Source organism: Frankia sp. R82, assembly GCF_023716925.1.
Classification (GTDB): domain Bacteria; phylum Actinomycetota; class Actinomycetes; order Frankiales; family Frankiaceae; genus Frankia.
The window spans coordinates 1-24,134 of record NZ_JAMQQG010000318.1 but is presented as its reverse complement, the minus strand read 5'-3'; the positions used below and the strand labels follow the sequence as shown (position 1 = coordinate 24,134).

The window sequence follows — 24,134 nt, the reverse complement described above, 5'->3', positions numbered from 1 at the left end:
CACCTACGTCGCGCTGGCCGCCGCCGGGACGCTGGGTCTGGCGGCGGCAGCCGTCCGACCGCCCGGCCGCCTGTCCCCGACCGCCGCCGGCCGCCGTCTCCGGATCGGCGCGCTGGCGCTCGCGGTGGTCGCCATCGCGGCCGGCGGGCTCGCCGTCGTGCGGGTCGCGCAGGGACACCCACCCGCGGTTGCCTGGGGCGTTTTCGCCGCGGTGACCACCTGGGTCATCGTGGTGCGCGGACTGCTGTACTTCCTCGGGAGAACACGGACCGGCGCACGCGGCGGCCAGGCCGACGACAACACCACGATCACCGCCCGGCCGGCCTGAGTACGCCGACCATCATGGCGGCGTGCCGGCCGCGTCTGATGGTGGCGTGCCGGCCGCGTCTGGCGGAGGTGGCCCGGGGGGCATCGCACCCCCGGGCTCGCCCAGAACCGCGCCAGGCCCGCCCGACGGGCAGACCGGCAGACGGGCCAGACGGCCAGACGGGCAGGCGGGCAGACGGGCACCAGCAGGCGCTACTGGGGCACCTCGGCACGATCCTCGTCGTGGTCCAGGTCGGGCGCCGACGGCCGATGGCTGCCACGGCGAGTCCCCGCCGAGGGACGCGGCCACCAGCGGCGCCGCACGACGAGGCCGGCGAGCAGCACCAGGACGACGCCGAGGCCGACATACAGCCCCATGAGCCAGCCGGAGAGGCCGCCGGAGGCATCGGAGTGGGCGCCGGGTGCCGCGGCGGCCCTGCCCGCCGGCAACCGGTCGGAGTCGGCGGCGCAGACGATCGGCCTGGCGGCGCCGCCAGGCGTCGCGCACACCACCGAGGCGAGACGTAGCTGGCCGCCCGGCGGCTTCGCCACCTCGGCCTGGACGACGAAGGCCGTGTTCCGCCCGGCGGGCAGATCGGTGTGCCAGGCGACCGTCCCATCGTGCAGGACACCGTCGCGATCGGCCGAGCGCAGGCGAACGCCGACGGGAAGCGTCTGGGTGACGACCAGATCGCCCGCGTCCACGGTACCGATGTTGCGGATCTTCACCGTGTAGGTGAGGTGGTCACCCGCACGCACATCGGTGTGCCCGTCGTCGATCCCGATCGCCAGATCCGGACCCGACGCGTCCCCCTTGTCCGGCGGCGACGCGTCTGCCCTGTCCGGCCGCGACGGCGCATCGGCGGCGAGGGCGGGTGCCGGCAGGGCGGACATACCGACGGGGAGCAGGGGCCCGCCCAGCAGCGCGGCTGCCAGGACGATTCCCCCGCGGGTCTTGCCGAGGCGCGGGATGCTCATCTGGGGTCTCTTTCCGTTCGGCCCGTCGGCGGGTGGGCGGTGGACCGTGGGCCCGCGACGGGGGGTCGGTTCTCGCGACGACCGACAGTGCCCTGGCCGGCGGCTTCCCGGTGTGCCGGACATCCACTCACTGTGTGGCCGCGATGTAGTCCAGGGCGGTGGAGTAGGTGTCGGAGGCGACGAACGGGATGTGGATCGCGTAGTCGTTGCTGACCGCGTCCCCGTTCGGCGCGGACGGTTGCGCCTGGTTGTGGACCGTCACCGCCGCGGTGTCCGAGAGCGGTGCGAACCCCGCGGTGCCGGACTCCCGGACCGTCAGGGCCTGCACCGGGATGGTGTCGTCGTTGCCGGGTGTCGCGGGCGTCAGCGTCGGCGACGTGCCCTGGACCGCGACGGTGTAGCCGTCCGTGCTGTTCGTCGTGACGGTCATGGTCACCGCCGAGTCCAGGGCGGGGGTGCTGCCCGGCTCCCCGGTCAGGACGAAGGAGCTGGTGAGGTCGGTGAGGGTGAGGCTCTGGGCCAGGACGGTGGTCGAGGTGGTGCACGTCGGTTCGGTGCCGGTGCCGGTGCAGGTGCTGCCGGCGGCGGCCGAGGTCACCCGGTTCGTCATCGTCGCGCCCGGTGTCGCCGCGTCGGTGACGGTGACCGAGTAGGTGATGGTCACCGCCGCGCCGACCGGGAGGTCTCCGGTCCAGACCAGCGAGGGCGCCGTGTAGGTGATCGCGCCGACGGAGGCGGTCGCGTCGGCGTTGTAGGACGCGTTGGCCAGGACCGACGTGAGGTCGTCGGAGATGGTCGCGCCGGTGTAGGCGGCCGCGCCGGTGTTCACCGCGGTGATCGTGTACTGGACGGCCGAGTCGACGACCGCGCTGGTCTGATCCGCCGTCTTGGTGATCGTCAGCGCCGGGACCAGGACCGCGGTGGTGGTCGTGCAGGCGGCGTCCACACTGCCGAGCAGGCAGGTGGAGCCGGGGCTGGTCGAGGCGACCGCGTTGACGACCAGCCGGTTGCCGGTGGCGGGCAGCGCGGTGGTGACCGAGTAGGTGATGGTCGCCGTCGCGCCGACGGCCAGATCGCCCGTCCAGGTCAGGTCGGGCGCGGTGAAACCGACCGTGCCCGTGCTCGCGGCAGCGTCACCGTTGTAGGCGGCGTCGTCGAGCACCCCGGTGAGATCGTCGGTGAACGAGGCGCCCGTGTACGGCGTCTGCCCGGTGTTGACGACGGTGACCGTGTAGGCGATGGGGCTGCCCGCGACGACGGTCGCGTTCCCGGTGCCGCTGTCGGCGGTCTTGGTGATGGTGAGCGCGGGAACGAGCACCACGACGACGGTCCGACAGGCGGGAGCACCACCACCGCCGCTCGGGCAGGTGCTGCCGAGCGCGTCCGAGGTCACATTGTTGATCAGTACCCGGTCACCCAGATCCGGATCGTCGACCGTGACCGAATAGGTGATCGTCGCGCTGGCCCCGACCGCGAGGTCGCCCGACCAGTTCACCGTCGGCGACGTGTAGGACACGGTGCCGCTGGTGGCGCTCGCGTCGCCGTTGTAGGCGACGTCGGCCAGCAGGCCGGTCAGGTCGTCGTTGACCGTCGCACCCGTGTAGGGGCTCTGCCCGCTGTTCGTCACGGTGATCGTGTAGGTGACGGTAGCGCCGGGAGTCGTGGTCGTCGTGTCGGCGGTCTTGGCGATGGTGAGTCCCGGGGTGAGGATGTTCACCGTCACCGTGCAGTCCGGGTTCGGGCTTCCCGGCGGGCAGCTGCTGCCGGCCGCTGTGGACGAGGCGAAGGCGTTGACGACCTTGTCGCCGGGGTCGGGAGACTTCACCGTGGCCGACGCGGTGATGATCACGGATTGGCCGGGTGCGAGGCTGCCCGTCCAGACCAGCTGCCCGGTGGCGATGTCGAGGTTCAGCGATCCCGTCGTGGCGACGGCGTCACCGTTGTAGTCCGAGTCGTCCACCGCCCCCCCGAGGTTGGCGTTCACCACGGCGTTCGGGTAGGAGGTCTGGCCGGAGTTGGTCGCGGTGAGGGTGAGGTGCACGGTCTGCCCCGGGATGGCCGTGGACACATCCGTGGCGATCGTGATGGTCAGCGCACCGACCGGCACGGACACCGAGCAGCGGGTGTCGGTGCTGCCGGTGGTGCAGTTGTTGCCCGCCACGGTGGAACTGACCGTGTTCGCCAGCGTGCCGTCCCCGCTGCCCGACGCCAGGGTGGTGACCGAATAGGTGATGGTGGCCGAACTGCCCGGGTTCAGGCTCCCGGTCCAGGTGAGGGTCGGGCTGGCGAAGACGACGGTGCCGACGGACGCGGCCGCGTCGTTGTTGTAGCTGGCGTCGTCAAGCACCCCGGCCAGGGCGTCGCTGACGGTGGCACCCGTGAAGGGAAGCTGCCCCACGTTGGTCACCGCGAGGGTGTAGGTGACGGTGCCGCCGGGCACGGTCGACGCCACACTGGCCGTCTTCACGATCGTCACCGCCGGGGTCAGGACGATCACGGTCCCGTTACACCCCGGGTTTCCGCTGCCCGGCGGGCAGGAGCTGCCCGCATCGGTCGAGCTCAGGAAGTTGGCGAGAACCTTGTCGCCCGGATCCGGATTGTGCACCGTCACCGTGAACGTCACGGTCACCACGTCGTCGACGGCGAGGTCACCCGTCCAGGTCAGCGTCTGCGTCGCGAAGGACAGCGAGCCGGCGGAGGCGGTGGCGTCCCCGTTGTAGGTGGCGTCGTCCAGGACGCCGGCGAGGCTGTTCGCGACGGTGGCACCGGTGTAGGGCGTCTCCCCGCTGTTCGTGATCGTGGTCGTGTACGCCACGGTACCGCCGGGCGTGGTGATGCTGGTGTTCGCGGACGTCGTCATCGTCAGCCCGGGGAGCAGGACCGGGACGCTGAAGGAGCAGGCGGGATCGGTGTTGCCGTCCAGGCAGTTACTGCCGAGCGCGTTCGAGACGGCGCTGCCGTTCAGGACCCGGTTTCCGGTGTCCGGATTGTTGACCAGGAGGCTGCCGGTGACGGTGATTGTCGCGCCGACCGGAATGTCTCCCGTCCACACGACTCCTGTTCCTCCGATCGACAGCGTCCCGGAGCTGGCGGTCTGGTCACCGGCGCCAATGGCGTCATCCCCGATATCGAGACCGTCCACCGATACGGAGATTCCCGTATAGGGGGTCTGGCCCACATTGGTGTAGGTCGAGGTGAGCGCGACCACGCCACCCGGAGTCGTCGACGGGACGTTCGTGGAGAGGACGATGTCCAGCTCGGCCACCGTCACCGTCACCGTGCACCGCGGGTCGGTGCTCGCCGCCGGGCAGTTGCTGCCGGGCGAATTCGACGCCACCGAGTTCACCAGGATGTTGTCGCCCCCATGATTCGCCTCCACGACGGAATAGGTGATGGTGACGGTGCCGGCGGCGGGAACGTTGCCGGTCCAGGACAGCACGGGCCCGGCGTAGGTCACCGTGCCGGCGGACGCGGTCGCGTCGTTGTTGTAGGTGGCGTTGGTCAGGACGTCGGTCAGGTCGTCGGTGAAGTGCGCCCCCAGGTAGGGCGAGAGGCCGGTGTTCGCGACCCTGATCGTGTACGTCAACGTCGCGCCTCTGACCACCGAGGGTGTCCCCGCGGTCTTGGTGAACGTGAGCTGCGTCGCCGCCACCGCCGTCACCGTCGCCGTGCAGCGCGGGTCGGAGCCGCCCGACGGGCAGTTCGACCCCGTCGTCGACGAGACGATCGTGTTGGTCAGCGACCGGTCACCCGGGACCGGGTTGTCCACCGTCACCGTGTAGCTGATCGTGGCGCTGGCACCCGGGTTGAGACTGCCGGTCCAGGTCAGGGTCGGCGTGCTGAAGGAGACCGTGCCCACCGACGCCGTGGCGTCGGTGTTGTAGACCGCGTCGTCGAGGACGCCGGCTAGGGAGGTGGCGAACGTGGCCGCCGGATAGGGCGTCTGCCCGGAGTTCGTGACCGTGATCGTGTAGGCGACCGTCGACCCCGGTACCGCGGTGCTGCTGTCAGCGGTCTGTGCGATCGTCAGTGCCGGGGTGAGAACGGCGACGTTCGTCGTGCAGGCGGAGTTTCCGCTGCCCGGCGGGCAGGTGTTGCCGGGCACACTCGAACTGGCGGTGGTGACGAGCAGCTTGCCCCCCAGGTCCGGGTCGTGCACGGTGGCCGAGAAGGTGATGGTCGCGACCGCGCCGACGCCGAGGTCGCCGGTCCAGGTGAGCACCGGTGCGCCGTAGCTGACCGAGCCGGACGAGGCCACCGCGTCGGCGTTGTAGTTGGCTTCGTCGATCAGACCGGCGAGCGAGTTGGTCACGGTGGCACCGGTGTACGGAGTCTCACCGCTGTTCGTCACGGTCATCGTGTAACCCACCGTGGCGCCCGGCACCGTCGTCGCCGTGTCCGCCGAGGTCGCGATGGTCAGGCCGGGGAGCAGGACCGGGATGCTGATGGAGCAGTCGGGGTCGGTGGTGCCGTCCGGGCAGTTGCTGCCGGGCGCGTTCGAGATGTTGATGGCGTTCAGGACTCGGTTTCCGGTGTCCGGGTTGTTGACCTGGAAGCCTCCGGTCAGGGTGACCGTCGCGCCGACCGGAATGTCTCCCGTCCACACCGCCCCGGTCGCCCCGATCGACAGCGTCCCGGAACTGACCTGCTGATTACCAAGCGTGCTGGCATCGTCTGCGATGTCGGCGCCGATGATCGATACGGAGATTCCCGTATAGGGGGTCTGGCCCGTGTTGGTGTAGGTCGCGGTGCTCGTGACCACGCTCCCCGGGGTGGTCGTCGGGACGTTCGCGAAGGTCAGGATGTGCAGGCTGCTCAGCGTCACCGTCACCGCGCACCGCGGGTCGGTGCCCCCGGTCGGGCAGTTGCTGCCCAGGGTCGGCGAGGTCAGCGTGTTCGTCAGCAGTCCGTCACCGGTGTTCGTGCTGTGGGTGGTGACCGAGTAGACGATCGTCGCCGTCGCCCCGACCGCCAGGTCTCCCGTCCAGGTCAGGGTGGGCGCCGTGTAACCGGCGGTACCTGCCGACGCCGTGACGTCGCCGTTGTAGGTGGCGTCGTCCAGCACACCGCTGAGTGAGTCGGCGAACGACGCGCCGAGATACGGGGTCTGGCCCGAGTTCGTCACGGCCACCGTGTAGGTGACGACCCCACCGGGGGTGGTCGTCGCCGCACTCGCGGACTTCGCGATCGTCAGGCCGGGCAGCAGGACGTTGACCACGGCGGAGCAGGCCGGGGCGTTCCCGCCGACCGGGCAGGTGCTGCCGATCACCGGTGAGGTGACGGCGTTGACCAGCAGCCGGTCGCCGGGATCGGGGTCGAGCACGGTGGCGGTGAACGTGATGGTCGCGCTCGCCCCGACGGCGAGGTCACCGGTCCAGGTGAGGTTGGGTGCCGTGTAGGACAGGGAGCCGGTGGAGGCGGTGGCGTCGCCGTTGTAGGTCGCGTCGGACAGCACCCGGGCCAGCGAGTCGGTGACGGTGGCGCCGGTGTACGGCGTCTCACCGGTGTTCGTCAGCGCGATCGTGTACGTGATGGTTCCACCGGGGGTGGTCGTGGAGACGTCCGCCGTCGTCGCGATGGAAAGCCCCGGGGTCAGCACCGGCACGACGGAGGTGCAGGCGGGCGCCGGCGCGCCGGCGGGGCAGGTGCTGCCCTGCACGGCCGAGACGATGGTGGTGCGCATGACCTTGTTGCCGGTGTCGGGATTGTTCACCGTGACCGATGACGTCACGGTCACCGACGCTCCCGGGTCGAGGCTGCCCGTCCACACCAGGTCGCTCCCGACCAGCGCGATCGTTCCCGTGGTGGTCTGGCCGTCGAGGTTGTACGTCGCGTCGTCGAACAGGTCACCGAGCGGAACCGAGAAGGTCGCGTTGGGCAGTGGTGTCGTGCCGTTGTTCACCGCCGCGTAGGTGAAGCCGACCACCCCGCCCGGCTGCGTGGTCGTCACCGTGCCCGACGAGGTGATCGTCAGGATCGAGACGGTCACCGTGTTGGCGCAGCGCGGATCCGTTCCGCCGACGGGACAGGTCGTTCCCACCGTCGTCGAGGTGACCGCGCCGGAAAGAAGCTTGTTGCCGGTGTCAGGGTTGTTCACCGTCACCGAGTAGGTCACCGTCACCGCGGCCCCGGCGGCGAGGGTGCCCGTCCAGGTGAGGTTGGGGCTGGTGAACGTCACCGCGCCGGTGGTGGCGCTCGCGTTGGCGTTGTAGACGGCGTCGTCGAGGACACCCGTCAGCGCGTCGGTGAACGTCACGCCGGAGAAGGCCGTGGCCGCCGTGTTCGTGGCCGTGATGGTGTAGTTCACGGTGTCGCCCGGCGCCGCCGACGACGTGCTGGCGGACTTCACGATGACGATCGGGCCGGCCGTGACGGTCAGCGTGACCGCCTGGGTGGCGGTGACCGCGAACGCGTCACTCACTCCGACGGTGAAGGGGTAGCTGCCAGCGGTGGTCGGGGTGCCGGACAGAACGCCGGTCGACGCGTTGAGCGTGACTCCGGGCGGCAGCGTTCCGGCGGTCACCGACCAGGTGAACGGAGCCGTCCCCCCGGTGACCACCAGGGCGTTGCTGTAGGCGACACCGACCTGCGCGACCGGTGGCGGCGGGAACGCGAGGGTCGGACGCGGCGCGATCACCAGGCTGACGGCCCGGGTCGCCGACAGCCCGAGAGTGTCGACCACCCGCACCGTGAACGACGCGGTGCCCGCGGCGGTCGGCGTACCCGAGAGCAGGCCGGTCGCGGCGTTCAGGGTGAGGCCCGCCGGCAGCGCACCCGCGCTCACCGACCAGACGAAGGGGCTCGTACCGCCCGAGACGGTCAGCTGGTCGCTGTAGCCCACGCCGACCTCGCCCGCCGGCGGCGGCGGGAAGGGCAGCGTCGGCGCCGACGCGATCGAGACCGTCAGGTTCTGGGTGGCGGCCTGACCGCTGGCGTCCACCACCCGGACCGTGAACGGATAGCTGCCGGCCGCTGTCGGTGTACCCGAGAGCAGACCCGTCGCGGCGTTGAGCGAGAGTCCCGGCGGCAGGCTTCCGGTGCTGATCGACCAGACGTACGGGGAGGTGCCGCCGGTGACGGTGAACTGGTCGGTGTAGGCGGCGCCCACCCCGCCCACCGGTGGTGGCGGCAGGGCCAGGCTGGGCGAACCGTTGATCGTGACCACCGACGAGGCCGCCGACTGGGGCCCGGTGCCGGCCGCGTTGGTCGCCGCGACCCGGAAGGTGTAGGCCGTGCCTCCGGTCAGCCCGGTGATGGTCTGCGTGGTCGCCGTGCCCGTGAAGGTCTGGGTCGGCTGCGCCACCCCGGCGATGTACGGCGTGACGACGTAGCCGGTGATCGCGCTGCCGTTGCTGGCCGGCGCGGTCCAGGACAGCGTCGCCGACGTGCTGCCCGCGCTCACCGCCGTGATGGCCGGCGCGGCGGGCAGGGCGTACGGCACCACGGCGGCCGACTGGGGGCTCGCCGTACCCGTCCCGATCGCGTTGATGGCGGCGACCGTGAAGGTGTAGGAGGCGTTCGCGGTCAGACCGCTCAGCGTTCGGGTGGTCGTCGAGGCGTCATAGGAGATCGGCGTCTGCGCCACCCCGCCCCGGTAGGGCGTCACGACGTACCCGGTGATCGCACTGCCGTTGCTTTCCGGGGCAACCCAGGTGACCGTGGCACTCGTGGCGCCCGCGGTGGCGGTCGGAGCGGCCGGGGTCGCGGGGGAACTCGTGTAGACGTACGAGGTCACCCCGGCCACCCCGCGGGTCACGACGGTGACCCCGACGGCCGCGGCACTCGTGCGGGCGGGCATCGAGGAGATCTGCAGCGAACCGTCGCCGTTCACGGTGAAGCATCCCGCGGCGGGTCCCGACGAGCACGGCAGCAACACCACCGGCGTCCCCGCCTGCTGCTGCGCCGTCGTCCCGATCTCGATCGCCGTCGCGCCGGCGACGTTGGTGCCGGACACCGTGACGGCACCGCCGCCGGCGATCGACCCCGAGGTCGGCGCGATGGTCACGGCGGTGGGTGTCGCCGGTACCGTTCCCGCGGTGGTGCTGCCGGCGAAGCCGGGGTTCGCGTCGGTGGAGGACGACGTGGTGACCGACGTCGTCTGGATCAGCGCCGGCGTGACACCCGACGAGGTCACGATCGCCACCACGGTGACGGGGGTGAGCGTCGTCCCGTTGGTGAAGGGTCCGTTGCTGTTGGTACAGGTGATACTTCGCCCGACCGGAGCCTGGCAGACCCAGCCGGAGCCGAACGCCCCCACCGGCACCACCCCCACCGGCACCGTCTCGGTCACCGAGATCGGCGACGGCTCGTCGGCCCCGGCGCTGACCCCGGCCGTCACCGTGTAGGTGACCGGATCGCCCGGCTGCGGGGTCGAGCCGTTGTAGCTCGTCGCGGCCACGTTCAGCTGCGGGACCGGGTTGAAGCTCACGACCCGGGCCTCGTCGAGCTCGTGGTAGTCGGTGACCGAACCGGTCGAGGCCACCCAGCCGAACGCCAACTGGCGCGGAATCCCGGCCGAGGTGGTCCAGGTCGACGACGGGTAGAGGCCGGCGGGCACCGTGGGCAGCGCACCCTGCAACGTGCGGACCGTCCCGCCCACCGGGGTGAACACGACCTTGTACGTACTGGGAGCCGCCGAAATGCCGCTGGCGGTGACGATGGTCTGCGCGGTGGGGTTGACGACCACCTCGACGGGCACCTTCGAGGCGGTGCGGGTGGTGGCCCCCAACGCCACCGCGGGGGACGCCGTCGTCGTCGCCGTACTGTTGATCGCGCAGTAGCCGACCAGCCCGGCGCCGGGCCCGCGCACGACGACCTGACCCGGCACCCGCCCGCCCGTGGTGGAGATATAGGCCGGATTCGTGCATCCGGAGCCCTGGTACGTGCTGTTGCTGTAGTTGCCGAACACGTCCAGGCCGATGCCGAGATAGCCGTTGCTCAGCCCCACCAGGCTGCCGCTGGCAGGCGTGTAGCCGAGCGCGCCACCCGGTTGCCCGAGGTTCGCCGGCGCCGTCGGGGCGGTGGGATTGACCGCCGCGAGCACGAGCGCCATGCCGTCGGCGTGTGTCCCGCCGTACTGGTAGCTGTTGAAGGTGATGTCCAGGCCCTGCGAGGTCGGCACGCTGGCCGCCCCGAAGACCCCGCCCTCGGTGAAGGTCGCGGTGTTCGTGAGGCGCAGTTTTCCCGCACCCGAGGGGTCAGTGACCGGGCAGCTGCGCAGAACGCCGGTGGTCGAGTTCCCGGGCGAGGTGAGACAGGCCGTGTTCGAGCCCGCGGCGCCGCTCGGCAGCGCGGGCAGAACGACGCTGCCGAGTCCGTCGGGGGTGTTGTTGTGGAAGGGCTGGTCGAACAGAACCGTCCCGGCGGCGTAGGCCACGTTGGGCAGGAGCGTCGATATCGAGCCGGTGAGAACCAGGCTCACCAGCACGACCACCAGCGCCTTGAATGCCTGCCGATGCCGGATGGCCGCGGACTTCCACGGTGCACTCCGCCGTCTCGAAACCCTTACGCCGCTCATTACCTTAAGTATATTGATGAGTACACACGGTATCCGGGAGGTGTCGACTACCGATTCGGCGTGTCACCCTCGGTGCCGATATCCGGCTCCGCGATATCACCAAAAAGATCGGCTTCCGCATTTCCGGGATTCATGTTCGGCCCAGCCTGGCGTAGGTCGCCGAGATTCCCCCCACGCTGCAAAGCCAGCGCCTCCCGCAGCACCCGGGCGCGGTAGCGTCGACGCACGAACACCCCGCAGAAGACGATGGCAAGAATGCCGGCTATTACCCCGACCGCCGGTAGGACCGGGAAGATGACCACGGTCGCCCGCGCGGTCTGCGACGTTCCGTGCGGGCCGGGGAGGACGACCTCGGCCCGGCAGATGCACATGAGCGGTGGATCGTCCCACCGGGCGGTGACCTCCCGCGTCGAGTCCCGCTGCACCGTGAAGTCGGGAAATGCGACGTCACGCCCGTCGACGCGGACGTTGAGGCGACCTTTGTCGCGAAAGTCGCGATGAACGGTGCCGGTGTCCTGGAAGGTCGCCCTGAAGTGGACGGGTCCGCCCATGGCGAACCCCGACGTCCGCAACGACGGAATCTTCACCGTGTCGTCGACCGGGCCCGGCACCGTGATGTAGAGGGGAGCCCCGATCCCTCGGTTCAGCCTGATCTTTTTCTTGTCCCCGGCAGCCGGGACCATGAACAGCATCGCGACGTGATGGTCGCCCGGCTCGGGGTTTTTGGGAACCGCGATCCGCACGGCCACCACCTGGCGCGCTCCCGGCGCCAGGTGGAACCTGGCCGGACTGGCCGATATCCAGGTCAACGCCGAATAGGGCGCCTCCGTGCTCTGGAACTGCAGGGTCCCGTCCCGGCCGGCCGTGAAGCCCGCGCGGTTCACCACGACGTCGAGGGGCAGCCGACCATGGTTGGTCACCGCGAAGTGCTGATCCTTGGAGAGCTGTTCCTGCGGAATGACCAGTCTTGTCGGGCTCACCGTCAACGAGAAGTCCGGGGTCGGCGCGGGAGCCGCCGAGGCCGGTGCGTGCACAGGAGGCGACGCGGCGAGAGCGGCGGGCCCTGGGCCAGCCAGGGCCGCCCCCACAAGCAGCAGCATCGCGACGGCGAACACGCGCTGACCCAGTCGGACCCGGCTGGTCACCACGTGCACCGCCGCCATATGTTCCGTCCTTTTCTGCTGGCCGAAACCGGAAATCACGGTCGGATCGGTCAGCTATCCATCATGACCGGGCCGGGTCGCCCGGGATGCAATAACTACAGGGTCGTGGCAACGTAGTCGAGGACCGCGGAGTACGTGTCCGGGATGACGAAGGGAATGGTGATCTGGTAATCGTTGGTGAGGGTGTCGCCCCCCTCGGCCGACGGTGTCGCCTGTGTGTGTACCTGCACCGGCGTGCCGAACGTCAGTGGAGTAAAGGCGGTGGTGCCCGCCTCGCGCACCTGCAGATCGCCGATCGGGATGGTGGCGGTGTTGCCCGGTGTGGCCGGGTTCAAGGTCGCCGTCCGCGGTTGGACGGTCACGGCATATCCCTCGTTGTTGTTCGTGGCGACCGTGAACGTCACCGGCGGAACCGCGTTCGTCACGGTTTCACCCGGGTTACCGGTCAACGCGAAGGACTCGACGAGACCGGTCAGCGTGATGGACGAACCGACGACAACGTTGGCGGTCGTGCTTTGCGTCGCCGTCTGTCCCGGAACCGCACTCGCGCCAGTGGCCATCGCCCCGATAACCGTCGCGACGCCCGCTGTCACGACAAGTCCGCGCCTGATCACCGGGTGCGATACGAGCTTCATCGACATTCCATACCCCGCTTACTAGAAGAAGTTACGGGGAGTGTTTTCCGCGCCATCATCAACGTCAAGGATCCCGGCTGGCACTGATGCCGGAAACGATCCGCACCCGCGGACCTCGCACACGTCGACCCTGAACGAATCACCTGAAAAACAATCAGCCCGAGAAACACGGCGGCGAGTCGGCAGGTGAGCGCATATTCCGTGGGGAGCAGTTTCACCTCGCGCCCCGCTATCGCCGTGGATGGCAGCCCACCCGCCCCGTCGCCCGCCGCCCGCACGGTGAGAAGGACCCGGTCATCAACGGCTGGATCCGGCGCGGCTGGACCGGCCGGGCGCACGTGACCGCGTGGGCGGGTTCATCCGAGTGACACTCAGGCCCACCTCTGTCGCCAGATCGCGTCGACGGGGAGGCAACCGGCCACCCGGCCGGGCCGGGATCACCCCATCACCGTAGGCCCATGGTGGAGGAACCGCGCGCCGGCACCGGCCGGACGGCGGATTCGCCCCTGATCGCCGCACGCGTCTCCCCGAGTTGGCCGCCGGAGCACAGTCGGGTTACGTTGCTCTGAGTAACTGATCGTGACGCTAGGTGGGGGAATTCTATGGCGGTGGGATCGTTGCCGGATGCAGTCCGCAACGTCATGAGCGACCTTCGGCCGCGAACCCGCTGCCATGTGGCCGGCCAGCCGACACCGAAGGACCTCCGTCGCCCGCCCCTGGCGGAGTCACTGATGGTGACCGGGCTGGTGGCTGTGATGGTCGCCCTGGCAGGAGCACCCGCCACCGCGGCCACCAGCACATCGCAGACCACCGTCGGCATCATCGTCACCGGGGCACCCGCGCTGACCGTCACGAAACGCGGCACCGTGGTGGACGCCGGCCATGACGACCACAGCGGCGCGGGCCGGGTGCGCTGGACGATCACGGTGTCGAACACCGGCAACACGATGTTGTCCGGGCTCAGCGTGAGCGACCCCACAGCAGGTCCCGTCCGCTGCCCCACCACCTCCCTCGTCCCGCAGCAGGTTGTGATCTGCACCGCGCCCGATCATGTGATCACGACCAAGGATGTCGAGGCGGGTGTGGTCACCAACGTGGCCACCGCGTCCGCGGCCGCCCCGGGTGGGCAGATCGTCGCGCCCCCCGGGTATGCCAGCGTGGCGATCCCGACCGGCAAGCCCGCCATCATCATCCCGCTCCCACCGGTGGTGTTCGGGTGGCCCGACCTTCATCCCGAGCACCCCGATTCCGATGAACCCGCGGCGGGAGGCGCCGCAGTGGGCGGTGCCGTGGTGGGCGGTGCCGCCGCCGGCGGGTCCGGTCCGGGCGGTGGGGCCGGCGTCAGCCCGGGTAGCGGCCCGGGCGCCGCCGGGCCCGGGACACCGAACTCCCAGGGCGGCACTCCGCCTTCGACAGGAGGTCAACAGCGGCCTTCGACAGGAGATCAACAACGCGCTCGTCCACCGGTAGCCGTGGCGGGGGGAGAGCCTGACGAGCCCGGACACGGTGGACTCACCATGGTCCTGCTTGGTGCGGTCACCGCCGCTGGTGCGCTCGCCGCACTCGGGGTACGCGCCGGTCGGCGGACCAGACGCCGACGTTGATCCGACCGCCGGGGGGCCACCGCCAGCCGCGCAGGCACGGCCGGTCTCCGTGGCCGGTGAGACGCTCGGCCGGTTCGGTGGCCGCCCTCGGTGTCCTGGCCCTCGCCGGGATCGTCCTGGTCGTCCTGGGATGGCCATCCAGCCCCGTTCCCAGGGCTGCTCCGTTGCCCGCGTCGGACGGGCCGCACCGGCCCGGCCCGTCGCCGGGTCCCGGCGACGCGAGCAGAGCCCGGATCCAGCCCTACCAGCAGGGTCTGCCAGCCTCCAGTCTTCGGATACCAGCGCTCGGTGTCACCGCCCGAATCGGCCGGGCCGTCGAGGAGAACGGCATCCTCGTTCCACCGCGGACACCGACCGAGGTCGGCCTGTGGTCCGGTTCGGCGGCACTCGACGCCGATGCCGGAGAAGTGACGATCGTCGGTCACGTGAACTGGCGGAGAATGCCTCCCTTCGCCTTTGGACGCCTGGCCCACCTGCACGACGGGGACCTCGTGTTCACCAGCGACCCGCACGGAAGACAGACCGCCTGGCGGGTTCGGCAGGTTTTCGCGCGCACCAAGTCCGGCGGTGTCGACCCGACCGCGTTCGCCGGATCTCGTGGCCCACGCCAACTAGTCATGATCACTTGTGGCGGAGCGTTCGATGTCCGGGCCGGCTCCTATTCCGACAACGTGTACGTGCGCGCCGTGCCCGCATAACCCGCCGACGAGACGGGCGGACGGCCACATCACCCTCCCGCCACCCGCTGTCGTACGTGACGATCGTCCGGCGTAACGGGCGACCCCGGTTCACCAGCCGCGCCTACCCCAATCCAAGTGACCTTCTTGCTACTTTGGGTGATATCAGGGTTGAGTTGTTCAGCCCTGCAACAGACATCCCCCGAAGGAAGCCCATGCGCACGACTCGTCTCCCAGCAGGCCCCGTCAACAGAAGCAGAGCCAGATCCCGGTTGACCCGGGCATTCTCCGTCGTCGGCGCGACGACTGTCCTGATCGGGGTGATCGGGACGGTCGGAGCCGCGAACGCCGACGCGGCCACCCCCACGGTTTCCCTCGGCTCGGCCGGCAGCTATGCGGTTCTCGCCGGAACGACCATCACCAACACCGGTAACACCACGGTGGGCGGCGATCTCGGACTCAGCCCGGGAACCGCCGTCACCGGATTCCCGCCCGGGCAGGTGACCGGGGCGACCCACAAGGCCGACAGTGCCGCACTGCAGGCCAAAAACGACCTCGGCACCGCTTTTGACGCTGCCGCCGCCATCCCGACCACCGCCACCATTCCCGTGGAACTCGGTGGAACCACGGAAACTCCCGGCGTGTACGACTCCCCCGCGGGCACGTTCGGCATCACCGGAACGCTGACCCTTGACGCTCAGGGCGACCCGAACGCCGTCTTCGTCTTCAAGGCGGCCTCCACCCTCATCACAGCGTCCGCAAGCAACGTGAAGCTGGTCAACGGCGCCCAGGCAGCCAACGTCTTCTGGATCGTCGGGAGCTCTGCCACCCTCGGCACCTACTCCATTCTCAGCGGAAACATCCTGGCGCTGACCTCCATCACCGTCACCACCGGCGCGACGGTGGACGGCAGGACCCTGGCCCGCAACGGCGCGGTCACGCTTGACACCGATGCGATCACCCGCCCGGTCGGCGTCCAGGGACCCGTGAACACCACCACCAGTCTGACATCCTCGCCCAACCCCGCACCGACGGGGCAGCCCGTCACCTTCACCGCAACCGTGTCAGCGGGCACCGGCACGACCGTTCCCACCGGCCCGGTCGCATTCACTGATGGATTCGCACTCATCAACGTCGTCGCCCTTGACAACACCGGCCATGCGACGTTCACCAGGTCCACCCTGACCGCCGGACTCCACCAGATCAAGGCCATTTACATCGGTACCAACGGATTCACCGCAAGCGTCTCACCCGTCACCTACGAACTCGTCGGCTACTGACCCCGACGCCGCCGCGCCGTCGAAGGCCGGCGCGGCGGCGACATGGATTGCAGCCGGTCAGTCCGGAGAGTCGACCTCGCGGGCAACACGGCCGATCCGACGGTCGGGGACGATCCAGATCAATGCGACGAGGATGTAGCAACCACTGGCGATGACGACACCGAGCCTGCCATGCGGGTCGACGAACTGCGCGCACAGAATCCCGACGAGATAGAGCAGCGGTGAGACCCTGCCCTTGAGATCGGCGCCGATGGCCTGCCGCAGCGGGGATTCGGGACCGTGCGCCCCGATGACCACCCACTGGAGCACGTTGTAGACACAGGCCGCGGCCAGCAGGTTCACCCCGAACAGGAGGACCGGGAAACGCGCATAGTCCGACTCGTCCATCCACGCGGTCGTGAACGGGAACAGTGACAGGCAGAACAGCAGGCCGAGGTTCGCCCAGAGCACACCCCCGGTCACCCGGCGGGCCAGCTGGAACATATGGTGATGGTTGTTCCAGTAGATCCCGACGTAGACGAAGCTCAGGACGTAACTCAGCAGGCCCTTCCCGGTGGCGTGCCGCAGGTCCGCAAAGGTGTTCCCCTCGGGCACCTTCAGCTCGAGAACCATGATCGTGATGATGATGGCCAGCACACCGTCGCTGAACGCCTCCAGCCGGCTGGTCCTCACCGGCCTACCCCGTCGGCGCCGCGACCGACCTTCGCCCCGCATGCAGCCGCGTCCGCCCCTGCCTTCCGCATGCCCGCTATCAGAGCATCACCAGGTCAGGCCCGCGTCTCCGGGGTCCGCAGCAGCGGCAACAGCTGGGTGCCCTGCCGTTCGACCTCGCGCAGGTAGGGCGTGTCCGACAGGACGAAGTGGGTGATGCCGAGCTCGGCGTAGCGGTGTAGGGAGCGGGCGACGTCCGCGGCCGAGCCGACCAGCCAGGTGGCACCGGCGCCCTCGCCGCCGATGCGACCCGGCGCGGTGTAGAGGTTGTCGTCGAGGACCTCACCGCGGGCCTGCAGGTCACGTAGCCGCTGCTGGCCGACCGCCTGGGCGGGATCGTGGCGCCCGGCGGGGCTGCCGGCGCGGTGGGCCGCCGCCAGGGTGGCGACCTTGGTCTCCGCGTCGGCCCAGGCCTGCTCGGCGGTGTCGCGCACGACGGTGGTGATCCGCAGCCCGAACTCCAGCGGCGGATGTTCGCGGCCCAGTTTCTCCGACAGCTCCCGCAGCCGCGCGATGCGTGCGGCGATGTCGTCGCGTGGCTCGCCCCAGAACAGCTGGACGTCCGCCTCGGTGGCCGCGACCCGCTCCGCCGCGGCGGAGGCCCCGCCGAAGTAGAGCGTCGGATGCGGCCGGCCCGGGCGGGCCTGCACCTGGGAGGCGACGCTCGAACCGGTCACCTGGAAGTACTCGCCGCGGAAGGTGACGTCCTGCGCCGTCCACAGTCGGCGCACGAGGCGCAGGAACTCGCCGGTACGGGCGTAGCGCCCGGCCCGGTCGGCCTCGCTGTCGCCGTACGCGGCGAGCTCGTCCTGGCCGGAGACGATGTTGATCCGCACCCGTCCGCCCGAGAGCTGGTCGAGGGTGGCCGCGGCCGCGGCGAAGTGCGCCGGGCGCCAGTAGCCGGGACGGATCGCGATCAGCGGCTCAAAACTGGCCGTGCGGGCCACCAGGGCCGCAGCCACCGTGAAGGTGTCCGGCCGGCTCCAGCCGGCGCCGAGCAGCGCGCCCCGGAAGCCGTGCCGCTCGATCGCGACGGCCTGCTCGGTGAGGGTGTCGAGGCTGTTGTGGGCCACCACCGCGTCATCGCCGCGGTGGCCCGGCCGGACCTCGTTCGGGATGTACCAGAGAACCTCCGCCCCGGTCCCGTCCTCGGTGCCCGGGGTCATGCCGGCTGTGTCGCGGCGGGAAAGGGCCGGCTCGGGATCTCGGCGCGCAGCACCGGGGCGATGTCGCTCTGGAACAGTTCCATCGTCGCGCGGTGCTCGGCCGGGGTGAGGCCGTCCGCGTCGGCGTGCAGGTGCATCACCTCGTGGCCGAGCTGGTCGTGGTACCAGTGGACCTTCTCGATGATCTGCTGCGGACTGCCGACGAGAATCGAGCTGCGTTCGATCGCGTCCTCGAGCGTCGGGAAGACCGGCTCCTGGCCCAGTCCGCGCAGCATCGTGATGCGTGCATCGAAGATCGGCCGGTAGCGTTCGATCGCGTCCTGCGAGCGACGGGCACCGTAATAGCCGGCGGTTCCGGCACCGACCAGAACGTCGGCCGGGTCATGGCCATAGTCCACCCAACGCTGCCGGTAGTAACGCACCAGCTGTGCGTACGGCTCGACGGGGTTCGTCACGTTCGCGGAGAACAACGGGTCGCCGTAGCGGGCGGCGAGATCCACCGACGCCTCACTGGTCGCGCTGCCATGCCAGATCCGGAGCTCCGGCTGCAGCGGTCGCGGCCACGTCTCGGCCTCGTGTAGCGACGGGCGGAACCGACCGGACCAGGTGACCCTGTCCTCCCGCCACAATCGGCGAAACAGCTCGTACGACTCGCGGTTACGGTCCCACTGGTCTTCCGTCGTGACGTGGAACAGCTCCGCCTGCGCCGCGCCGTTGCCCTTACCGACGATCAGCTCGAGGCGCCCGCCGGAGAGCTGGTCGAGGGTGGCGTAGTCCTCGTAGGCCCGCACCGGGTCGAGCAGGCTCAGTGTCGTGACCGCGGTGAACAGCCGGATGGTGGACGTACGGGCGGCGATGTGGCTGAGCACCACCGGCGGCGACGAGGAGATGAACGGCCGCTCGTGGCGCTCCCCCACCCCGAACCCGTCGAACCCGAGTTCCTCGGCCAGCACCGCGTTGTCGACCACCTCGCGCAACCGCGCCGTGGTCGAGCTGCGCACCCCGGTCAGCGGATCAGGGGCATGCACGATCAGGGTGATCGCCAGGAACTTCACGCCGCACTCCCCCAGCCCCGGGCGCCGATCACTGACCGGGAGCGTGCGACGGCGTACCGGTGATTGTCTGCGGCATGATGTTTCCTTCCAGGCATGGCGATGCCCTGATGCCACACCATGTCGCGGGCCGAGCGCAACACCCTGCAACAGTCCGGCAACAAAGAAGCGCCAACCCCGGACAACCGCCGCGCGCGCTGCGCCGTGCACCCGCGCGCCTCGGTGTCTCCGCGCCTCGGTGTCTCCGCGTCCGCCGCGTCCGGCGACCATTCCGCAAAGTTACGGATTCCTGCCGAGGCGGAGTGAAGATTCCGGCCCGCAGATCCTTCACCAAGCCTCGGCAAGAACCGATTATGACTTTCGGCCGCACCTCGACGAGCCAGGACCACCGGTCGGGCCGGACCCGCGGATTGTGGGGTTGCCACGGCCCACGTACGCAGCAGGAGGCACGGCGGCGGAGCAGGAGGCACGCCGGCGGAGCACGGACGGACCCTGCGTCGGCACGCACGAAGCGAAGGTTTCCCGCGGCCGCACCCGCGGGCAGCGACCGACAACAGTCGAGCTGGCCGGGCCCGCACGCGGTGAATCCGCCGGAAGGTGGTCCTCGGCGTCGGATCGGATCTGGGCAGGGATGTCGCGAGCCGCGCCTCGACCCGGTCGTCAGTCCCGGGCGAGGCCGTCGAGGAGATGTTCGAGAGCAATGATCATTTCGGTGTGCGCGATCCCGGGGTCGTCGGCGCGGGCGATGTAAAGCGCGGCTTCGTCGCTGGCGCCCATCAGAAGGTGGGCGAGCGGGCCGACCGGCTGCCGGCTGATGCGTCCGGCGTCCATCCCCCAGGCGAGCACCTCGCGGACCAGACCGAAGACATGCCGCTGGCACAGGTCGCGCCACTGCGCCCATCCCAGCACCGACGGGCCGTCGAGCAGCACCACCCGGTGTACCTCCGCTTCGACGCAGATCCGCAGCCAGGCCCGTGCGGCCAGACGCAGCGCCTCGATCGGGTCGGTGGAGCCGGCCGCAGCGACCTCGGCGGTGATGCGGGCCGCCACATCGGCCTCGACCGCCTCGACGACCGCCGAGAACAGGGCGGCCTTGTCGACGAACTGGTGGTAGAGCGCCCCGCGGCTCACCCCGGCGGCCGCCACGAGCGCCTCCGTGGTGACCGCGGTGAAACCGTCCTGCGCGAACAGCTGGCGGCCCGCCGCGACCAGTGCCGCCCGGGTCGCCGCGGAGCGGTCCACCTGGCGGCGCCGCTGCGGCTTCGGATCCAAGGCCGCAGCTGGATCTGGTGGGGCGGGCACAGGGTCGATTCTGCCCTGCCCGCACACCCGTTGATTTACATACAGTCAGTCCGTATGTTTCTGACCATGGATGCCGCACCGCACGCCGAGGTCCTCGACCTGCCGCCGGGCCAGATCTCCTACCGGGTGGCCGGGCCGCCCGACTCCGCCCGGCCACCCGTGGTGTTCCTGCACGGACTGCTCGTCGACGGCCAGCTGTGGAGCGCCGTGGCCGCCCAGCTCGCCAAGCAGGGCGTACGCAGCTATGCGCCGACCCTGCCACTCGGCGCCCAGCCCACCCCGATGCGGCCCGACGCCGACCTGACCCCCCGCGGCATCGCCCGGCTGGTGCTCGACTTCCTGGTGGCGCTCGATCTGCGCGACATCACCCTGGTCGGCAACGACACCGGCGGCGCGATCGCCCAGTTCGTCCTGGACGCCGACCCGGCCCGCATCGGCCGGGTGGTGCTGACCAACTGCGACGGGTTCGACGTCTTCCCACCGTTCCCGTTCACGCTGCTGGTGCGTGCCCTGCGCCACCCGGCACTGGTCGCGGCGCTCGTCCCCGGGCTGCGCTCGGCCCGGCTGCGACACAGCCCGCTGGCCTTCGGCCCGCTGGCCAGCCGGCCGTTCGACCCGCAGCTCACCCGCGCGTGGGTCGCCCCACTGGCGAACGCGGACATCCGCCGCGACACGGCGCGACTTGCCCGCGGCATCGACCCGGCCGACCTGCTCGACGTCTCGACCCGCCTGGGCAAGATCGAGGTGCCGGTCCACATCCTGTGGGGCGATGCCGACCGTTTCTTTCGCGTCGACTTCGGCCGTCGCCTGGCCGCCGCCTTTGCCCGGGCGACCTTCGACACCGTCCCGGGTGGCCGCACGTTCCTTCCCCTCGACCACCCCGACCGCGTGGCCGCCACCATCCTGCGCGCCGCCTGAACCGCGCAGTCACCGTTACGGGACGAACGTCCATGCCCGCCCGGCGCCGGTCATCCGCCGCGGCGCCGGCTCATCCGCGTAGCGGGGCGATGGTGCGACCGGCCGGGCTGGTCATCGACGTTCCCGGGGCGAAGCGACGCCGCTGTGCCTTCGAGGTCGGCCCCGGGTGCCGCCGAGCCACAGAACTTGCCCCGCGTCGCCGGACGGTCTTGGGTTGGCCCATGGTCGAGGAGATCGCGCAGGAACCCACCGTGGCGCAGCGGATGTGGCGACTGTTCGAGCCGGTACATGCCGTCACCTATTTCGCGCCGGCCAGCCTGGCGTTGTGGGCGGACGCCGGGCTGCGCGGCTACTGGCGCGGGTACTTCGCCAGCCGGACGGCGCCGCTGGGCCCGGTCGGGCCCGGGCCGGTCGTGGGCGCGTTCTTCGGGTTCGCCCCCGCCATGGTGGCCCGGGCGCTGCCGGCGCTCTGGGAGCGGATCTCCGCGGAGAAGGCACTCGCCCTGCGGCTCGACAGCGCCCGCGCGGGACTCGGCCCGCTGGTCGCCGGGATCAATCCGGACGACCTCGCCGAGCTTGCCGCGCTGCTGCGCTCGGCGGCCGAGCGGGTGCCGGTCGCCGGCCGGGTGCTCGGGGCCGCGAACGCCGCGCTGCCCTGGCCGGGCGACCCGCTCGCCACCATCTGGCAGGCCGCCACCGTCCTGCGCGAGCACCGCGGCGACGGGCATGTCGCCGCCCTGGTCACCGCCGGCCTCGACGGCCCGGAGAGCCTCGTCTGGCGGGTCGGCCTGGGCGGCACCGACCGTGCCTTCTACCAGCAGATCCGCGGCTGGACCGACCACGAGTGGGACGCGGCGGCCGACCGGCTGCGCGCTCGTGGCTGGCTTGACGCTGCCGGGACGCCGTCCGCGGCGGCCCGCGCCGCCGCCCTGGACCTGGAAGCGACGACGGACCGCCTGGCGAGCCCGCCCTGGGACGACCTCGGCCCGCAGGCCGTCAAGCGGGCCGCTGCCCTGCTCACTCCCCTGGCCCGCGCCGCGGCCGAGGTACTGATCTGGCCCAACCCGGCCGGCGTCCCCGATCCGCGGACCTCGTCGGCGTGACCCGCACGGCCGCGGTGCCGGTCACGCGCCCGGCGTGTGCACCAGCTCACCGGTGATCTTCTGCGGGTTCGTGAACAGCGCGAGCAGCGGGCACTCGGCCTCGACGATCTGGTATAGCTCCTCGATCTGCTCGGAGCCGGCCGGAGAGGTGACGGCGGCCCGGTAGGTGATGTTGTGTGGTTCCCGGGGCACCTGCTCGAAGCCGGGCCGGCCGGCCCGGGGATCCACCTGGCCCTCCACGTCCACCCTGATCTCGTCGAGGGGAATCTCCATGCGGGCGGCGACCACCTCGAAGACGTGCGTCAGGCAGCTGGCGAACACGCCCAGCACGAGCTCGGGTGAGCCGGGGCCGAGATCGTATCCGGCGTAGTCGGCCTGCGAGTCGCTGAGGATCTGGTGATCACGGATCCGAATGCGCCGCACCCCGCTGCGCCCCTCGGCGACGGAGTGCGCCCGCAGCACCACCGGGCCGACGAAGGTTCCCGAGGCGATGGCCTCCTCACGGGCCTGGATGGCCGCTCGTTTCTGGACGAGAAACTCCCGCAGGCCCGGACGTGAGTCGGCCGTCGAGCTATCGGTCGTGGGCATGGCGTTTCCCTCCAGGAACGGTGGTGCTCCGATGCCACACCAGCAGACCGGTCGCACGCAACCATGGAAATATTCGGGACACAGAAGAACAACAAACCTCGGCGGTGGGGCGAAGGGGTCGGCCGCGGCCTGGCAACCCGCTCGCGGCGAGCCGAGCACATCGGCACGACGTTGCGGGACAATCTCGATCGGGCCGGCGCCGGTCGACGCGGACCGCGCGACCGCGGGCGCCGTCGGCCCACGGCCCCCCGGGTGGCGCCGATGTCTGGCGCACCCCGAACGCGAGCCCGACGCGAAGGGACCGAACTGCCATGCCGACCTCGGATGTGCACGACGTGCGCACCGCGAAGCCGCATCCGCTCGACAACCCGGCGCTCGCCGCGTTGCTGGGGCCGCATGCACATCTCGCCATCCGCCGCGGCCAGGTGCTGCGGTATCCCATGGACGTCTCGCCGTTCATCGCCCTGCCGGACGAACCCGACGAGGCAGCCTGGCAGGACGCGGCGGACCTGCTCGGTCCGGGCGCGATCCTGCCGCTGGCCGGTTTCGGCGGCACCCTGCCGGCCGGCTGGCAGGTGCTCGGCAACGGTGCCGGCGTGCAGCTCGTCGACGCCGGCATCGCCGCGGCGCCCGACGACGAGGCTGTCCGGCTCGGCCCGGACGACGTCGCGGACATGCTCGCACTGGTCGAACGCACCCGGCCCGGCCCGTTCCTGCCCCGCACGATCGCGCTCGGCACCTACCTCGGGATCCGTCGCGGCGGTCAGCTCGTCGCCATGGCCGGGGAACGGCTGCATCCACCGGGCTGGACGGAGATCAGCGCGGTCTGCACCGACCCGGCGTGGCGCGGGCAGGGATTGGCCACCCGGCTCGTGCACGCCGTCGCCGCCGGCATCCGAGCCCGCGGTGAGACGCCGTTCCTGCATGCCGCGGCGGACAACACCGGCGCGATCCGGCTCTACGAGCAGCTCGGTTTCCGGCTGCGCCGCCGGGTGACGTTCACCGCCGTGCGGATCCCGGGCACGCCGGCGACCGGCGCAGCGTCCCCGCACCCACTCCCCGTCGACGTCGTCGGCGATGCCGGTGCCCCGCACAGCGCGCTGGCCGCCCCGCCACCACGCACCGCGGCCGACC

The 24,134-nt window shown here is 70.7% G+C and carries 15 protein-coding genes and 1 pseudogene; 7 read left to right on the top strand and 9 right to left on the bottom strand.

Features of this window, described 5'->3' with window-relative positions:
* Positions 1 to 328 (top strand): annotated as a pseudogene (locus ND747_RS26230) (hypothetical protein); the annotation flags it as partial.
* A 191-nt stretch (positions 329 to 519) separates the two neighbouring features.
* Here ND747_RS26230 and ND747_RS26225 read toward each other — a convergent pair.
* From ND747_RS26225 to ND747_RS26210, 4 genes are all read right to left on the bottom strand, one after another.
* Positions 520 to 1,284, bottom strand: coding sequence for a DUF11 domain-containing protein (locus tag ND747_RS26225; protein WP_251736939.1), 765 nt, complete (start codon positions 1,282 to 1,284; stop codon positions 520 to 522).
* 127 nt (positions 1,285 to 1,411) lie between these two features.
* Positions 1,412 to 10,705 (bottom strand): putative Ig domain-containing protein, encoded by a 9,294-nt coding sequence (locus ND747_RS26220; RefSeq protein ID WP_251736938.1) that lies wholly within the window; start codon positions 10,703 to 10,705, stop codon positions 1,412 to 1,414.
* Between the two features lie 143 nt (positions 10,706 to 10,848).
* Positions 10,849 to 11,964: a hypothetical protein gene (locus tag ND747_RS26215; RefSeq protein ID WP_251736936.1), complete on the bottom strand. Its 1,116-nt coding sequence runs from the start codon at positions 11,962 to 11,964 to the stop codon at positions 10,849 to 10,851.
* A gap of 95 nt (positions 11,965 to 12,059) precedes the next feature.
* On the bottom strand, positions 12,060 to 12,524 hold the full coding sequence (locus ND747_RS26210; RefSeq protein WP_251736935.1) for a hypothetical protein: 465 nt from the start codon (positions 12,522 to 12,524) through the stop codon (positions 12,060 to 12,062).
* Between the two features lie 806 nt (positions 12,525 to 13,330).
* On the opposite strand from ND747_RS26210, the gene ND747_RS26205 reads away from it, so the two are divergent.
* The 3 genes from ND747_RS26205 (at position 13,331) to ND747_RS26195 (ending at position 16,160) form a co-directional block, all read left to right on the top strand.
* Positions 13,331 to 14,203, top strand: a complete 873-nt coding sequence (locus ND747_RS26205; RefSeq protein ID WP_251736934.1) for a hypothetical protein — start codon at positions 13,331 to 13,333, stop codon at positions 14,201 to 14,203.
* Between the two features lie 56 nt (positions 14,204 to 14,259).
* A complete protein-coding gene (locus ND747_RS26200; RefSeq protein WP_251736933.1) occupies positions 14,260 to 14,901 on the top strand; it encodes a class F sortase in 642 nt (213 codons plus the stop codon).
* A gap of 251 nt (positions 14,902 to 15,152) precedes the next feature.
* Positions 15,153 to 16,160 (top strand): ice-binding family protein, encoded by a 1,008-nt coding sequence (locus ND747_RS26195; protein ID WP_251736931.1) that lies wholly within the window; start codon positions 15,153 to 15,155, stop codon positions 16,158 to 16,160.
* A 57-nt stretch (positions 16,161 to 16,217) separates the two neighbouring features.
* Here the strand turns inward: ND747_RS26195 and ND747_RS26190 are convergent, their stop codons facing one another.
* The 4 genes from ND747_RS26190 to ND747_RS26175 all read right to left on the bottom strand — a co-directional run bounded on the left by ND747_RS26190 (position 16,218) and on the right by ND747_RS26175 (position 20,361).
* Entirely contained in the window at positions 16,218 to 16,832 is a 615-nt protein-coding gene (locus tag ND747_RS26190) for a TMEM175 family protein (RefSeq protein WP_251736928.1), read from the bottom strand.
* A 95-nt stretch (positions 16,833 to 16,927) separates the two neighbouring features.
* Entirely contained in the window at positions 16,928 to 18,037 is a 1,110-nt protein-coding gene (locus ND747_RS26185) for an LLM class flavin-dependent oxidoreductase (RefSeq protein WP_251736926.1), read from the bottom strand.
* Positions 18,034 to 19,092, bottom strand: coding sequence for an LLM class flavin-dependent oxidoreductase (locus ND747_RS26180; RefSeq protein ID WP_251736924.1), 1,059 nt, complete (start codon positions 19,090 to 19,092; stop codon positions 18,034 to 18,036). Before ND747_RS26180 ends, ND747_RS26185 begins: the two co-directional genes overlap by 4 nt.
* Positions 19,093 to 19,749: 657 nt before the next feature.
* Complete coding sequence (locus tag ND747_RS26175; protein WP_251736922.1) at positions 19,750 to 20,361, bottom strand: TetR/AcrR family transcriptional regulator; 612 nt, start codon at positions 20,359 to 20,361, stop codon at positions 19,750 to 19,752.
* Positions 20,362 to 20,457: 96 nt separating this feature from the next.
* Between ND747_RS26175 and ND747_RS26170 the strand changes: the two genes are divergently transcribed.
* On the top strand, positions 20,458 to 21,309 hold the full coding sequence (locus tag ND747_RS26170; RefSeq protein WP_251736920.1) for an alpha/beta fold hydrolase: 852 nt from the start codon (positions 20,458 to 20,460) through the stop codon (positions 21,307 to 21,309).
* A 221-nt stretch (positions 21,310 to 21,530) separates the two neighbouring features.
* The gene (locus ND747_RS26165; protein WP_251736918.1) at positions 21,531 to 22,412 is read left to right on the top strand and encodes a hypothetical protein; all 882 of its coding nucleotides are present in this window, start codon (positions 21,531 to 21,533) and stop codon (positions 22,410 to 22,412) included.
* Between the two features lie 21 nt (positions 22,413 to 22,433).
* Here the strand turns inward: ND747_RS26165 and ND747_RS26160 are convergent, their stop codons facing one another.
* Positions 22,434 to 23,000 (bottom strand): OsmC family protein, encoded by a 567-nt coding sequence (locus ND747_RS26160; protein ID WP_251736916.1) that lies wholly within the window; start codon positions 22,998 to 23,000, stop codon positions 22,434 to 22,436.
* 311 nt (positions 23,001 to 23,311) lie between these two features.
* Here ND747_RS26160 and ND747_RS26155 point away from each other — a divergent pair.
* The coding region (locus ND747_RS26155; protein WP_308204698.1) for a GNAT family N-acetyltransferase at positions 23,312 to 24,134 on the top strand (823 nt) is incomplete at its 3' end.